The sequence below is a fragment of the Bradyrhizobium manausense genome (genome assembly GCF_018129685.1).
In the GTDB taxonomy this organism is placed as follows: domain Bacteria; phylum Pseudomonadota; class Alphaproteobacteria; order Rhizobiales; family Xanthobacteraceae; genus Bradyrhizobium; species Bradyrhizobium manausense_D.
Window position 1 is genome coordinate 53,336 of sequence record NZ_JAFCLG010000007.1, and the last position, 13,221, is coordinate 66,556.

Consider the following 13,221-nt stretch of genomic DNA (forward strand, 5'->3'; position numbering starts at 1 on the left):
ATTGCGGATCTTGGAGCTCCTAACGGAATGCTCTTGTTTCGCGCTTACGACGGAATTCGCGGCCATGTTCAGGAATTGCAGGATGCCGGCTACGGTTTCTCGGTCGTCGACGAGCCCCGGCCGGACGAAGAGTTCGACGTGACAGCATTTCAAGAAATGTTCCGCGATTGGGGGTGGAGCGGCCGGTTGGGAGCCAAGCCTGCTTGGATGCAATAGTCTGAGGTCGCGAAGCGACAACAGAGTTACGGTGCAGTCCAGCACTGTCACCGTAATTCCATTCGTCTGTTCCGACGGTCATGGCTTCGCAAGCGTCATACGAAGCAAACCATCGATCATATGCTTCTCATAATCACTTAGCGGTTCACCGCGCTTAAGCTTCTCCGCAATCTTGTCATCACGCACAGCATTCAGCGCAAACTCCAACACATCACGAGTAAGAGGCTCATCCTTCTTCAAATTACGCCTCACACGATTCAACAGCTTATTGAAACGCTTACGCTCGGGATTCTTATCCTCCTCCATGAGCTGCAAAAACAGCTTAGAACTCTTAGCCGAATTGAATCTTCCCATGCCTGCTCCTCCTATCGAGGAGGAAGACACATTTGGGAGCGCTTCGCAAATCTGCCGTTCAGTATTGCTCGCGCATCTACGCTTTGTTGTGCTCAGACAATGCTGATATCCAGGAGCATAGTGCTGCCGGTATCGCTCCCACTGATGCATAATGGACGGACGGGCGCTCCCCCAGATAGCGCGCCCAGACCAAAGCAAGTACGGCGGTTGCACACGCCGTTATGGCGAGACGCACACAACGGTGCTGCTTGTACAACATCCCGTCGACAACGGCAGCAAAGCACGCGGGTATCAAGACGATGAAGTAAGCGAATTGTTCTGCAAAAAGCCAGAAACTAGCTTTCGGCAGGCCTTCCTTCAGTATCGAAGGAGCCACGAACACAAACAGCGCGAACTGAGGCATGAGAAGCGGGAAGACAAGGATACGCATCATTCGGACACCATAACCCGGATCTCAGCTTCGCTTTTGTGCAGATTTTCAGGAGTCTTCGGGAGGCGCATAAACTCGGCACGAGCTGTGGAGCTGTGGAATTTAGTGCGCTGTCAACGTAATCCAACCGGGCGCGTCCGGCGATGCCAACATCGCGCGGGAGGCGGAACGCGTGTCGAATTACGGTGACAGTGCACTGTCACCGTAATTCCGCGTCGAGGGATATCAATCTCCTCAAATCGCTAATCAAAAGATCACCAGATTTTCGCTTGTGAAAGATCTCTTTGTAAATTCCGTACCCGATACCGATTTCGGCGACAATCTGATCGACGTCTGATCGCTTCTCCTCCCGGCGGGCCCGGTTCACAACCGTCGCTATGCTAGTCCTGTAGTATTCGAACAAGTTCATTATTAATGAATCTAGATAAGTCGGGACCCGACCGGCGTGGACGAGATTGTTCCGCGCCCTGTAAATACGATGGATCTGCCACTCCACCCGGCGCTCGTGAGAACTGAGAGCTTTGAAGATTCCCGCCGGAGTGTGAAAGTCGCTATTCAATCTGTATAGCCGATGGCAAGCGAGGGGATTATCGGAGCACAGTCGTAGCAAATCTGATCGCAAGTCGTGGTGTTGGGGCAGGAGCATGACGGATGCGAAGCGCGAATGGATATCAATCCCATCAATCGCTGTTTCTCGGAAAACGATATCCTTGAACTTACGTTTATACGACACCAAAAGCTCATCGCTTACTGCGGCAAACTGCAGGCGAATATGCCTAAGGCAGATGCAGGGCACCAGCAGCTTTGAGTAATGAACAATTCGAGGAACGCCAACCTCTGGCTCGCTTAGAAGCACCTCAACGGCGGACCAGAGAGATATGAGCTTATTCTCTACGCTCGGAGTCGTCCTAGCTTGCGCACTCGTGCTTATAGAGGCAAGCAATCGTTCGTTAGAGCGCCTATCGAAATTCTGAAGAATGCGCAGAGAATAGTTTTTGATACCCCTGATCTGCCTTGCAGAAGATCGGCCTCCGCTTGATGGACGCTCGAACGCTATATCAGCCTGTTCTTCCACCAAACCATGCGCATTACGGGCTCGTCGAACAAAGATTTTTGGACTCCATGTGCATGACAGTCCTTGCGGTGCGAGGAAGGTGAGAGCGCGTACATTGGTAAGAATCTGATTTTGCTTCACGGCGGCGCTGTAACTATCAAACGCCTCAAATTCGTCAGACACAATCGACGGAAATTCGTCACCAACAGGAAGATGCTGAACTATTGCTGCGGGAAATCCGACCTTCGAACGTACTTCAAAACCTAGACTCTTGAGAAACTCACCAAACTCTTTCGAAACAGCCGTGTGCACTTTGAACTTTGATGGCCGCTCTTTGAACGAACCGAAAAATTTCCTTAGCGAGGCGCGGCCGACCCGCCTCTGTTGGCTCGATAAAAATTGAGATTCAACCAGTTTGGCGATGTGACGCTTGGAATACCCTCTGTTCACTAGATGGCTACAGTAAAATCCGGCCAACACTCTCAGCTCATTCCGAGCCTTTGGCTTGGAAAACGCCTCCAACAGCGCCGCTTCCAGTGCGTCTTTGTATTTTTCGCCGATTAGTTTTTGCAGCAGAATTAGGTGAGCTAACAATCCAGGAAGCGAATATTGTCCGGAGTCGATGAGGCGATGAAATGAATCGATCTCGGAACTGGCGAGACTATTCGCGACTGGGTCCTTCTCTAACGACCACTTTAATTCATGCAGCACCGGCTCAAGCGCAAGCTTGTTGACACGATTGCGCTGCACGTCATCAACTACGGTACCGGCCTCATGCAACCTCGAGACCGTGCAAAGCGTGTATACGCGATAGCTTTCAAAGCTCTGAGGGCTCAACATCTCAGCCACCTGCTGGGCCAGCATGAGGACGCCTCGCGCCGCGTCGCTGGTGGGCCATGAGTATCGCGGGTGCCGCATTCTGCAGTGCCTCCTTGCAGTGGATCCCGGGGTGCGACCGCATCGGGAACACACAGCGAATCACGCGGCAATATGTTTAGCAATTCATGCGAAGTTTCGCGGCCGACAATCTGAGGTAAAGCGCTCTACCGTCCCGGCGTTCTAGGCTTGCCCGTCCGCCTCGCTCTCCTCAAGAGCGATCTTCATGAACTTATCGTGGTTGAACGCAACGTCTCCGACTGTCTTGGCCTCGAATAGCGGTGCGCGTGCTGCGGCCCGGAAAAGCGCTTCGTTGACCATATGGCCGCCTTCTTCCGTCATTGCCAAGGTCCAGGGCTTCCCTTGGCCCTCGCTGATGAGCTTGGCGAGCGCGCGGAGACGGTAATCGATAGCGAGAATAACGTCTGGCTTTTGCTCCTTATGGAGGGCCCGTATCAGCGACACGGTCGGGTCTCCGGGCCCCAACTTCTCCCTGTCCGCGATAATGCCCTCGTGGCCCTTAATGAGGGCATCGAAAGGGACGGCCGGGATCGGCTCGATCTTTTTCGGCATGGCAATCGGTGCTGGTAATGGGAGGAGCGGAGGCTCGTTTCCGGCCTCCGTTCCTATTTTGCTACGTCATCGCCTTAATGATCGCCGCGATGCCGAAGAGGCAGGCCGCAACGTTGACGCGAATGATGATGGTCGTAGTCCGAGTTAGCTTCATAGACCGCTTTCATGAAGCCCCGCGGTTTGTGAGTAGCGCTATTTTCGACTGAGTCGCTCTACGGACACAACCCGTGGTATCACGGGGATGGGATATCAGCGCTTCCAGGTCCAGTCGGTGCTCAGGCGGTACCGCTCCTGCTTGGGCAGCGCCAGCCTCGCTTCAAGCTCCTCGGGCTCGACTTTGCGCTTGGCCCAGTTGGCAAAGTTCTTGCGCTCGCAATCGCCCTTCTCCTGCGCGAGCCAGAAGTAGTTCAAGGTCTCCGGATCGGCGTCGCGCCACGTAACGGACCAGTCGCTCGCCGCAGTCACCTCTCGGATGCGCTGCGACTTCCCTCCGATGTAGAAGCCGCCCTTCACGATATTAGCCTGTCTCAAGCCTCAAGTTCCATTTGTGGGTCGTTCATGTGGCGGCCTTAGCACACCCCGTTCTGCTGAAGAAAGGCATGGGCCACAGCGAACGCGCGTAAGCATCTTCGGCCCCAATTCCCCGCTTCGCCGGTTCCTCAGCGATGCTCGACTGGAAACTGGAAGCCTGTGCTGTTGGCGCGACGACGTAAGCTGCTATGCGTTGTACGGGCTGCGCTGGCAAATCTCGGTCCGCGTAACCCTGCATGGCAGTGGTGATGCAGCCTGACAGCAGCATCGCGGCCAAGCAAAGCAATACGCACCCAAACCGCGCCATGTGATTTCCCCCTCGCGATCACGCTAGTACAGCGTTCAGAAGGGCGCCACCGAAAGTTGCGGCCTCAGGAAGGCGTGACCATTCATCCCCTCTGCGGCGAATGCCGTCAGTGGTCTGTTGATCTTGCAGGGGGAAGGTAGAAGCGCTTTCGCCCGCCCCGGAATGCCGGGGAGTCCGCCCCCATCCCCCTTGAGCCCCACCCCGATTCATGCGACCTCCGCCCCATCCAAACCCCTCATTTCTGAGCCTCTAATGCACATTCTCCTCCTCGGTTCCGGCGGCCGCGAACATGCCCTGGCGTGGAAAATCGCGGCCTCCCCCCTGGTGACCAAACTCTGGTGCGCGCCCGGCAATGCCGGCATTGCGCGGGAGGCGGAGTGCGTGGCGCTCGATGTGGCCGACCATGGCGCCGTGATCGACTTCTGCAAGACCAATGCGGTCGAGCTGGTGGTGGTCGGGCCGGAGACGCCGCTGGCGGCCGGCATCGTCGATGATCTCACCGCATCAGGCATCAAGGCGTTCGGGCCGAGCAAGATCCCGGCCCAGCTCGAAAGCTCCAAGGGTTTTACCAAGGCGCTCTGCACCGAGTTCGGCATCCCCACCGGCGCCTACAGGCGCTTCACCAACGCCGATGAGGCGCGCGCCTATGTGCAGAGCACGGGCGCGCCGATCGTGGTGAAGGCCGATGGCCTTGCCGCCGGCAAGGGCGTCGTCGTCGCAAAGACCGTGCGCGAGGCGGAGGACGCCATCGCCATGATGTTCGAGGGCGCCTTCGGCGAAGCCGGCACGGAAGTGGTGATCGAGGAGTTTCTGGCGGGCCGCGAGATCAGCTTCTTTGCGCTCTGCGACGGCGAAACCGCCATTCCGCTCGCCTCCGCGCAGGACCACAAGCGCGCGTTCGACCATGACATCGGCCCGAACACCGGCGGCATGGGCGCCTATTCGCCGACGCCGCTGGTGACGCCCGCGGTCCACGACGCGATCATGGCCAAAATCATCCTGCCGACGGTCGCGGGCATGAAGCAGCGCGGCACGCCGTTCCGCGGCATTCTTTACGCCGGGATCATGCTGACGACGCAGGGCCCAAAGCTGTTCGAGTTCAACGTCCGCTTCGGCGACCCTGAATGCCAGGTGCTGATGCTGCGCATGATGAGCGACATCGTGCCGGCGTTCCTGGCGTCGGTTGATGGCCAGCTGAAGAACTTTGACCTGCGCTGGTATCCGGAGTCCGCGCTCACAGTGGTGATGGCGGCGAAGGGCTATCCCGGCGACTACCAGAAGGGCACGCGGATCGAGGGGCTTGATGACGCCGCGAAGGTCGATACCGTCGAGATCTTCCACGCCGGCACCGTCGCCAAGGACGGCGCCATCCTCGCCAATGGCGGCCGCGTGCTCAATGTCTGCGCGCTGGGCGCTGATGTGACCGAGGCGCAGGCGCGCGCCTACCAGGCCGTCGACCGCATCCACTGGCCGGAGGGTTTCTGCCGCCGCGACATCGGCTGGCAGGCGGTGGAAGCCGAGAAAGCCAGGGGCTAGCGCGCGCCATCGCGCCGCTACATCGACATTTCAAGAATGCGCGATCGGTTTTGGGTGTAGCGAGCTCAGCCGAAATCGGCGTGACAACGGAGGTGCGCTCCCTCCCCCGCTTGCGGGGGAGGGTCGGGGAGAGGGTTTCGCCGCAACGGGACGCACCCCCAGAGGAGAGAGCCCTCACCCGGCGCGCGGGACGATGCTTCGCATCGCCCGGGACGCGCCGACCTCTCCCGCAGGCGGGAGAGGTGCACTGAGCGCGGCTGCCTGATCTAGTCCAAGTCCATTTCGTCTTACTGTGTATGATGTCGTTTTCGACGTCTGAGGATAAATCCATGTCCGATCTCGCCGACCTCTATCCCGGTTTCGCCTCCGAATGGATCAACACCTCCTTAGGCCGCATCTTCGCCCGCGTCGGCGGCAAGGGGCCGCCGCTGCTGCTGCTGCACGGCTTCTCCGAGACGCATGTGATGTGGCACCGCGTGGCGCCGCAGCTGGCCGACGCCTTCACGCTGATCATCGCCGACCTGCCGGGCTATGGCTGGTCCGACATGCCGGGCAGCGATGCGCAGCATAGGCCTTACAGCAAGCGCGCGATGGCCAAAGCCATGGTGGAGGCGATGGAGCAGCTCGGCCACGTCCACTTCGCGCTCGCCGGCCACGACCGCGGCGGCCGCGTGTCGTATCGGCTCGCGCTCGACCATCCCGGCCGGCTGTCGAAGCTGGCCGTGCTCGATATCCTGCCGACCTATGATTACTGGGAGCGGATGAACCGCGCCTATGCGCTGAAGATCTGGCACTGGACGTTCCTGGCCCAGCCCGCGCCGCTGCCGGAGACGCTGATCTCGAGCAATGGCGAATTCTTCCTGCGCTTCAAGATGGCGAGCCAGACCAAGTCGAAGACTCTGGACGCGATCGATCCGCGCGCGCTCGCGCACTACCTCGCCCCGTTCCGCGATCCCGCCCGCATCCACGCGATGTGCGAGGATTACCGCGCGGGTGCGACCATCGACTACGATCTGGACAAGGCCGATTTCGAGGCGGCCAGGAAGATCACCATTCCCATGCTGGCGCTGTGGGGCGGCGTCGGCATCGCCCAGGCCGCCGCGACGCCGCTCGATACCTGGAAGCAATGGGCGACCAACGTCGATGGCATGGCCGTGGACTCCGGCCACTTCCTCACCGAGGAGAACCCCGACGTCACCGCCAGGGCGCTGCGCGCGTTCTTTGCGGCAGTTTGAGTCGCGACGCTCGACGCCACACACGCAACTGTCATCGCCCGGCCAGTGCGCAATTGCGCACTAGGACCGGGCGATCCAGTACTCCGAGGCGGCCGTGATTGATCCGAGAAGCCGCGGCGTACTGGATGCCCCGGTCAAGCCGGGGCATGACAGCGCAGTGCGGCGCCGTCAGCGCCGCTCCCGAAAGAACGCCTTCAGCAGCCGCGATGCCTCGCTCTCGCCGACGCCGGAATAGACGTCCGGCGCGTGGTGGCAGGTGGGGGATGCAAAGAACCGCACGCCGGATTCGACCGCGCCGCCCTTAGGGTCGGCCGCGCCGTAATAGAGCCGGCGGACCCTTGCAAAGGAGATCGCGCCCGCACACATGGTGCAGGGCTCCAGCGTCACGTAGAGGTCGCAGTCGACCAGGCGCTCGCTGCCGATCCTCCTGGCCGCCTCGCGCAGCGCAATGATCTCGGCGTGCCCGGTGGGGTCGTAATCGGTCAGCGTCCGGTTACCGGCGGTGGCGATGACCTCGTCATCTCTGACGATGACGCAGCCGATCGGAACTTCGCCCGCCTTTCCGGCATTTTCGGCCGTTTTGAGCGCCAAATCCATGAAAGAGGGGGCTTTCAAGCCTCGTATCATCCGAAGAAACCTGCTAGTAGCTGCGCCTTCAGCAGAAGTGCTTATCGATTTTGCCCGAGCATGCGGTTCGCAATGAGCGCCCGCAATGTTTTCCGGCCATCCCCTGAGTGAGATCATTCATGCCTCGCGACAGCGACAAAGACAACGATTCCCGCGGCCGGCGAGGCCCCTCCAAGGGACCATCAAGGGGACCATCGAAGGGCCCGGCAAAGGGCGGCCGCAGCGGCAAGCCGCGCGGTCCCGACAAGAAATTCGCCAAGCGCGGCTTCGAGGGCAAGAGCGAGGGCGACAAGCGAGCCCCTCGCGGCGATCGCGATAGCCGCCCGCCGCGCGGCGACCGCGACAGCCGTCCGGCGTTCCGCCGCCGCGAAGAGGGCGATGCGCCGCGCCGCGATTTTTCCGATCGCCCCCGCTTCAAGCGCGATGATCGCGGCAGCGAGGGCCGCGGCGAGCGCAGCTTCAAGCCGCGCGGCGACCGCCCCTTCTCCGATCGCGGATCGCGCGATGGCGAGAAGCGCGCTTTCAAGCCGCGTGGCGAGCGTCCGTCCCATGGCCGCGACGACCGCCCGCCGCGCAGCCGGGATCGCGACGATGCGCGTCCGGCCGGTCGGACCAGTGACAGAAAGTTTGGCGACAAGAAGCCCTACGCGCCGCGTGGCGATCGCCCGGAGCGCAAGTTCGACGGCGAACGGAAATTTTCGCGGGGCGCGCCTGATCGCGAACGCGACCGGGGGGACCGTGGGCCGCGCGAGGATCGTGGCGAGCGCAGCTTCAAGCCGCGTGGAGATCGCCCGAATTTCGATCGCGGGGATCGCGCGCCGCGCGGCGACCGTCCGGAGCGCAAATTCGACGGCGAGCGCAAATTTTCGCGTGGCGCACCGGATCGCGAACGCGACCGGGGGGATCGCGGGCCACGCAAGGAATTTGGCAAGGATTTCGGCGGCCGCGATCGCGGCCAGGACAAGCCCTGGCAGAAGCGTGAAGGCAGCGGCGACGACCGTCCGCGCTTCTCGCGTTCGCGCGACGATCGTCCATCCGGCGATCGCCCGTTCCGCGATCGCCCTAAGTTCGATCGGCCGCGCGATGATCGCGCATCGGGCGACCGTCCGTTCCGTGAGCGTCCGAAATTCGATCGTCCGCGCGAGCGGCCCGAAGGCCGCACGGACTGGCAGGAACATCCGCGCAGCGAGAGCCGCTTCGGCGACCGCCCGCGCCGTGAAAACGAAGACGAGAGCCGGATCTTCGAGAAGCGTCCGGCCTTCGGCGGCCGTGGCGCCTATCGCGCGCGCGAGCGCGATGTCGAAGGACGTCCGCGACGGGAAGAGGCTCCGAAGCCGAAGAAGGAAGGCGAGCGCATCGCCAAGGCGCTGGCGCGCGCGGGGCTCGCCTCGCGCCGCGATGCCGAGGAGATGGTCACGCAGGGCCGCGTCACCGTCAACGGCCGCGTCATCAACTCACCGGCGCTCGACATCACCAAAAACGACGTCGTTCTGGTCGACGGCAAGCCGTTGCCGGAGCGTGAGCGGACGCGGCTGTTCCTCTATCACAAGCCGCGCGGGCTGATGACGACGCATGACGATCCCGAGGGGCGTCCGACCGTGTTCGACAATCTGCCCGAAGGCCTGCCGCGGCTGATCAGCGTCGGCCGGCTCGACTTCAACACCGAAGGCCTGCTGCTGCTCACCAATGATGGTGGCCTCGCCCGCACGCTCGAACTGCCGGACACCGGCTGGCTGCGGCGCTATCGCGTGCGCGCCCATGGCGACATCACGCAGGCGCAGCTCGATCAGCTCAAGGACGGCATCGAGGTCGACGGCGTGAAATACGGTCCGATCGAGGCGACGCTGGAGCGGGACCAGGGCGCCAATGTCTGGCTGGTTTTCGCGATCCGCGAAGGCAAGAACCGCGAGGTGCGCAACGTCTGCGCCCATCTCGGGCTCGAGGTGAACCGGCTGATCCGCGTGTCCTATGGACCGTTCCAGCTCGGCGAAGTCCCCGAGGGCGAGGTCGAAGAGGTCCGCGCGCGTGTGCTGCGCGATCAGCTCGGCGACAAGGTGATCGAGAAGTCGGGCGCGCAGTTCGACGTGCCGAAGAAATCCTCCGAGGGCGATGCATCTGGCGCCAAGACGTCCAAGCGCGAGGTCATCGCCGACCGCAAGGGCCGCCGCGTGGTGGTGCAACGCACCGGCAGCGAGGAGGCGCGCGAGCGCAACGAGGAAGAGGCGAGCGGCTACGGTCCGCCGCGCCGCCCCAAGCGCGGCTATCATGGCAAGCGCGATCTGACGCCGCGGGAGGACTAGCTTGCGTGTCGTCGGCGGTCGCTTGAAGGGGCGCAATCTCGCCTCGCCGTCCTCGCGCGACATCCGTCCCACGGCGGATCGTCTGCGCGAATCCGTGTTCAACATCCTCGTGCATGCCTATGACGATCCGATTTCGGATGCGCGCGTGCTCGATCTCTTTGCCGGCACCGGCGCGCTCGGCATCGAGGCGTCCTCGCGCGGCGCCAGGTTCACGCTCTTCGTCGACAATGGCGCCGAGGCCCGCGCGCTGCTGCGCAACAACGTCGAGTCGCTTGGCCTCGGCGGCGTCACGAAAGTCTATCGCCGCGATGCGACCGATCTCGGCCCCGCGCATCCGGTCGAGCCTTTCTCGCTGGTGTTCCTCGATCCGCCCTATGGCAAGGGCTTTGCGGAGAAGGCACTGGCGAGCTTGCGCGACGGCGGCTGGTTGTCGCCCGGTGCCCTGCTGGTGGTGGAAGAGGCGAAGGCCGCGCAGTTCGCGACGCCGGAAGGCTTCGAGGAATTGGAGCGGCGGGCGTACGACGACACGGAGTTCGTGTTTCTCAAGAGGCCGTAGCCCCGGTATCGTAGGGTGGGCAAAGCGAAAGCGTGCCCACCACCTGTCGCGATCATCGGCAGATGGTGGGCACGGCGCGTTGCGCCTTTGCCCACCCTACGGCACCGTCACCGCCGCCCGAACAGCTTCTCGACATCCGCGAGCTTCAGCTCGACATAGGTCGGCCGGCCGTGATTGCACTGGCCGGAGTTTGGCGTCTCCTCCATCTCGCGCAGCAGGGCGTTCATCTCCTCGGGCCGCAGCCGGCGGCCCGCGCGCACCGAGCCATGGCAGGCCATGGTGGCGGCGACATGCATCAGGCGTCGTTCCAGCGGCAGCGCCTCGTCCCATTCGGCCATGTGCTCGGAGAGATCGCGCAAGAGGCCGCCCGCATTGGTCTTGCCGAGCAGCGACGGCGTCTCGCGCACTGCGACCGCACCGGGGCCGAAGGACTCGATCGCAAGTCCGAATGAAGCGAGCTCCTCGCTGCGTTCGAGCAGGCGCTCCACCGTCGCCTCATCCATCTCGACGATCTCGGGGATCAGCAGGATCTGCCGCTGGACGCCGTTCTCGGCGAGCGAGGCCTTGAGCCGCTCATAGACGATGCGCTCATGCGCGGCGTGCTGATCGACGATGATCAGGCCGTCGCGGGTCTGCGACACGATGTAGGTCTCGTGCAGCTGCGTGCGTGCCGCACCGAGCGGGCGGTCGACGAGATCGGCCACGGGCTGCGTCTCGAACCTGATGTCGGCGCTCGGCGCGCCGACGTCGAACGCGGCCTGCGAACGCTCGGCGAAGGCAGGCGCCGCGGAGCCGTCAAATGACGGCATCGGCGCGACCGGCGCCGATGGCGAGGCCCGCCAGTCCCAGCCTGCCGGTCGTGGCGGCGTGAAAGCGGGCCGGAACGCGGACAATGCGCTCTCGCCGCTGTTGGCGGCGGTGCGGCGGCCCTCGCGCGCGAGGCCTTCCTTCAGCCCGTGCACGATCAGCGCGCGCACGAGGCCGGCGTTGCGGAAGCGCACCTCGGTCTTGGCCGGATGCACATTGGCATCGACCTCGCGTGGATCGAGCGTGACGAACAGCGCCAGCACCGGGTGCCGGTCGCGTGGCAGGTAATCGGCATAGGCGCCGCGCACCGCGCCCAGGATCAGCTTGTCGCGGACAGGGCGGCCGTTGACGAACAGATATTGTCCAAGCGCGTTGGCCTTGGTCAGCGCAGGTGCCGCCGCATAGCCGGCGACGACAACGCCGTCGCGCTCGGCATGGACTTCGAAGGCATGGCTGCGGAACTCCGCGCCGAGGATGTCGCCAAGCCGCGTCAGGCGCCCGGCCGCGCCGGGCAGCGCCGCCGCCCAGGTCACCGGCGCGCGCTCTTCGCCTGCGAGCGTGAAGGCCACATCGGGCCGCGCCATCGCGAGCCGCCTGACCACTTCGCGGATCGCTTCCGCCTCGGTGCGGTCGGTCTTGAGGAATTTCAGTCGTGCCGGCGTCGCGTAGAAGAGGTCATTGACCTCGACGCGGGTGCCGTGCGCGAGCGCGGCCGGCATGATCTCGGACTTTTCGCCGCCCTCGACATTGAGGGCCCAGGCGTGAGGCTCGCTTGCGTGCCGCGTGGTGATCGACAGACGTGCCACCGAGCCGATCGAAGGCAATGCCTCGCCGCGGAATCCGAGCGTGCGGATCTGCAGCAAATCCTCGTCGTCGAGCTTGGACGTGGCATGGCGCTCGACCGCGAGCGCGAGATCCGTCGCGGTCATGCCGCTGCCGTCATCGGTGATGCCGATCCGCCGCCGGCCGCCGCCATCGGTGAAGACGTCGATCCGGCTTGCGCCGGCATCGATTGCGTTCTCGACCAGTTCCTTGACCACGCTCGCCGGACGCTCGACCACCTCGCCGGCAGCGATGCGGTTGACGACCTGTTCTGGCAACTGGCGGACGGGCATGGCGCGACTCTTGAGGGGCGTTCAGGCGGCCAATTTAGTCCCGCTCGCGTCCAATTGCATGGGGCAAGTCCCGGATGCCCACATGCCTGACGTTCCGCAACGGGGCTCTCAATCGTCGAAGCGTCCGCCGCGTCCGGCCTTGACGTCGCTGCGACGCTTCTTGCCCTCGAGCCTGCGCTGCTTCGAGCCGAACGTCGGCTTTGTCGCGCGCCGCGGGACGGGACGTACCATGGCCTGGGTCAGAATCTCGACGAGCCGGTCGATGGCGTCCTGGCGGTTGCGCTCCTGGGTGCGGAAGCGCTGGGCGTGGATCACGATCACGCCGTCCTTGGTCATGCGCTGGCCGGCGATGCGGGCGAGCCGGATCGCCGCATCCTCCGGGATGGTCAGCTTGCGCGTGTCGAAGCGCAATTGCGCGGCGGTCGAGAGCTTGTTGACGTTCTGCCCGCCCGGGCCCGAGGCGCGGACAAAGCCGATCTCGATGTCGTCCTCGTCGATGACGAGATCGCGGGATATCCGCAGCATGATGGCACCGTCCGTGACATCAGGACATATCGCGGACATCTCATTTCGGCAATGGTGGATGGTGGAAAAGCAATGGCCTGGACCCGGCTTCGCTAAAGCTTTGCCGGGCCCTGAGTGCTGGGCCGGCGAAGCCTATAGGCGAAGACGGCGAGCCCGGCCATTGCAGGACGTGACAGGCG

13 protein-coding genes are annotated in these 13,221 nt (G+C 63.1%); 5 read left to right on the forward strand and 8 right to left on the reverse strand.

Features of this window, described 5'->3' with window-relative positions; all coding sequences use genetic code 11:
• Positions 1-27 precede the first annotated feature (27 nt).
• Positions 28-216 carry a hypothetical protein gene (locus JQ621_RS18420; RefSeq protein ID WP_212236083.1) on the forward strand — a complete coding sequence of 63 codons (189 nt, stop codon included), beginning with the start codon at positions 28-30 and terminating at the stop codon, positions 214-216.
• Between the two features lie 78 nt (positions 217-294).
• On the opposite strand, the gene JQ621_RS18425 is transcribed toward JQ621_RS18420, so the two are convergent.
• The 5 genes from JQ621_RS18425 to JQ621_RS18445 all read right to left on the reverse strand — a co-directional run bounded on the left by JQ621_RS18425 (position 295) and on the right by JQ621_RS18445 (position 4,034).
• The gene (locus tag JQ621_RS18425) at positions 295-570 is read right to left on the reverse strand and encodes a hypothetical protein (RefSeq protein ID WP_212236084.1); all 276 of its coding nucleotides are present in this window, start codon (positions 568-570) and stop codon (positions 295-297) included.
• A 76-nt stretch (positions 571-646) separates the two neighbouring features.
• On the reverse strand, positions 647-1,003 hold the full coding sequence (locus JQ621_RS18430; protein ID WP_212236085.1) for a hypothetical protein: 357 nt from the start codon (positions 1,001-1,003) through the stop codon (positions 647-649).
• 196 nt (positions 1,004-1,199) lie between these two features.
• Positions 1,200-2,918, reverse strand: coding sequence for a hypothetical protein (locus tag JQ621_RS18435; protein WP_212236086.1), 1,719 nt, complete (start codon positions 2,916-2,918; stop codon positions 1,200-1,202).
• 195 nt (positions 2,919-3,113) lie between these two features.
• The gene (locus JQ621_RS18440) at positions 3,114-3,503 is read right to left on the reverse strand and encodes a hypothetical protein (RefSeq protein ID WP_212236087.1); all 390 of its coding nucleotides are present in this window, start codon (positions 3,501-3,503) and stop codon (positions 3,114-3,116) included.
• A 249-nt stretch (positions 3,504-3,752) separates the two neighbouring features.
• Entirely contained in the window at positions 3,753-4,034 is a 282-nt protein-coding gene (locus JQ621_RS18445; protein WP_212236088.1) for a hypothetical protein, read from the reverse strand.
• 559 nt (positions 4,035-4,593) lie between these two features.
• Between JQ621_RS18445 and purD the strand changes: the two genes are divergently transcribed.
• Both purD and JQ621_RS18455 read left to right on the forward strand, forming a co-directional pair.
• A complete protein-coding gene (gene purD / locus JQ621_RS18450; RefSeq protein ID WP_212236089.1) occupies positions 4,594-5,877 on the forward strand; it encodes a phosphoribosylamine--glycine ligase in 1,284 nt (427 codons plus the stop codon).
• 329 nt (positions 5,878-6,206) lie between these two features.
• Entirely contained in the window at positions 6,207-7,112 is a 906-nt protein-coding gene (locus JQ621_RS18455; protein WP_212236090.1) for an alpha/beta fold hydrolase, read from the forward strand.
• 168 nt (positions 7,113-7,280) lie between these two features.
• Here the strand turns inward: JQ621_RS18455 and JQ621_RS18460 are convergent, their stop codons facing one another.
• Entirely contained in the window at positions 7,281-7,739 is a 459-nt protein-coding gene (locus JQ621_RS18460) for a nucleoside deaminase (RefSeq protein ID WP_212236325.1), read from the reverse strand.
• Positions 7,740-7,858: 119 nt separating this feature from the next.
• Between JQ621_RS18460 and JQ621_RS18465 the strand changes: the two genes are divergently transcribed.
• Both JQ621_RS18465 and rsmD read left to right on the forward strand, forming a co-directional pair.
• Positions 7,859-10,039 carry a pseudouridine synthase gene (locus tag JQ621_RS18465; protein WP_212236091.1) on the forward strand — a complete coding sequence of 727 codons (2,181 nt, stop codon included), beginning with the start codon at positions 7,859-7,861 and terminating at the stop codon, positions 10,037-10,039.
• A gap of 1 nt (position 10,040) precedes the next feature.
• Positions 10,041-10,595, forward strand: coding sequence for a 16S rRNA (guanine(966)-N(2))-methyltransferase RsmD (rsmD, locus tag JQ621_RS18470; RefSeq protein WP_212236092.1), 555 nt, complete (start codon positions 10,041-10,043; stop codon positions 10,593-10,595).
• Positions 10,596-10,702: 107 nt separating this feature from the next.
• Here the strand turns inward: rsmD and mutL are convergent, their stop codons facing one another.
• Both mutL and arfB read right to left on the reverse strand, forming a co-directional pair.
• Complete coding sequence (mutL, locus tag JQ621_RS18475; RefSeq protein ID WP_212236093.1) at positions 10,703-12,517, reverse strand: DNA mismatch repair endonuclease MutL; 1,815 nt, start codon at positions 12,515-12,517, stop codon at positions 10,703-10,705.
• A 108-nt stretch (positions 12,518-12,625) separates the two neighbouring features.
• Positions 12,626-13,042, reverse strand: coding sequence for an alternative ribosome rescue aminoacyl-tRNA hydrolase ArfB (gene arfB, locus JQ621_RS18480; RefSeq protein ID WP_212236094.1), 417 nt, complete (start codon positions 13,040-13,042; stop codon positions 12,626-12,628).
• Positions 13,043-13,221: the final 179 nt, after the last annotated feature.

What these genes read in the sequence shown, in the direction of transcription:
- JQ621_RS18430 (WP_212236085.1), bottom strand. Translation starts at nt 1,003, where the DNA reads ATGATGCGTATCCTTGTCTTCCCGCTTCTCATGCCTCAGTTCGCGCTG.
- JQ621_RS18425 (WP_212236084.1), bottom strand. Translation starts at nt 570, where the DNA reads ATGGGAAGATTCAATTCGGCTAAGAGTTCTAAGCTGTTTTTGCAGCTC.
- JQ621_RS18455 (WP_212236090.1), top strand. Translation starts at nt 6,207, where the DNA reads ATGTCCGATCTCGCCGACCTCTATCCCGGTTTCGCCTCCGAATGGATC.
- JQ621_RS18440 (WP_212236087.1), bottom strand. Translation starts at nt 3,503, where the DNA reads ATGCCGAAAAAGATCGAGCCGATCCCGGCCGTCCCTTTCGATGCCCTC.
- JQ621_RS18465 (WP_212236091.1), top strand. Translation starts at nt 7,859, where the DNA reads ATGCCTCGCGACAGCGACAAAGACAACGATTCCCGCGGCCGGCGAGGC.
- arfB (WP_212236094.1), bottom strand. Translation starts at nt 13,042, where the DNA reads ATGCTGCGGATATCCCGCGATCTCGTCATCGACGAGGACGACATCGAG.
- purD (WP_212236089.1), top strand. Translation starts at nt 4,594, where the DNA reads ATGCACATTCTCCTCCTCGGTTCCGGCGGCCGCGAACATGCCCTGGCG.
- JQ621_RS18435 (WP_212236086.1), bottom strand. Translation starts at nt 2,918, where the DNA reads ATGCTGGCCCAGCAGGTGGCTGAGATGTTGAGCCCTCAGAGCTTTGAA.
- JQ621_RS18420 (WP_212236083.1), top strand. Translation starts at nt 28, where the DNA reads ATGCTCTTGTTTCGCGCTTACGACGGAATTCGCGGCCATGTTCAGGAA.
- mutL (WP_212236093.1), bottom strand. Translation starts at nt 12,517, where the DNA reads ATGCCCGTCCGCCAGTTGCCAGAACAGGTCGTCAACCGCATCGCTGCC.
- JQ621_RS18460 (WP_212236325.1), bottom strand. Translation starts at nt 7,739, where the DNA reads ATGATACGAGGCTTGAAAGCCCCCTCTTTCATGGATTTGGCGCTCAAA.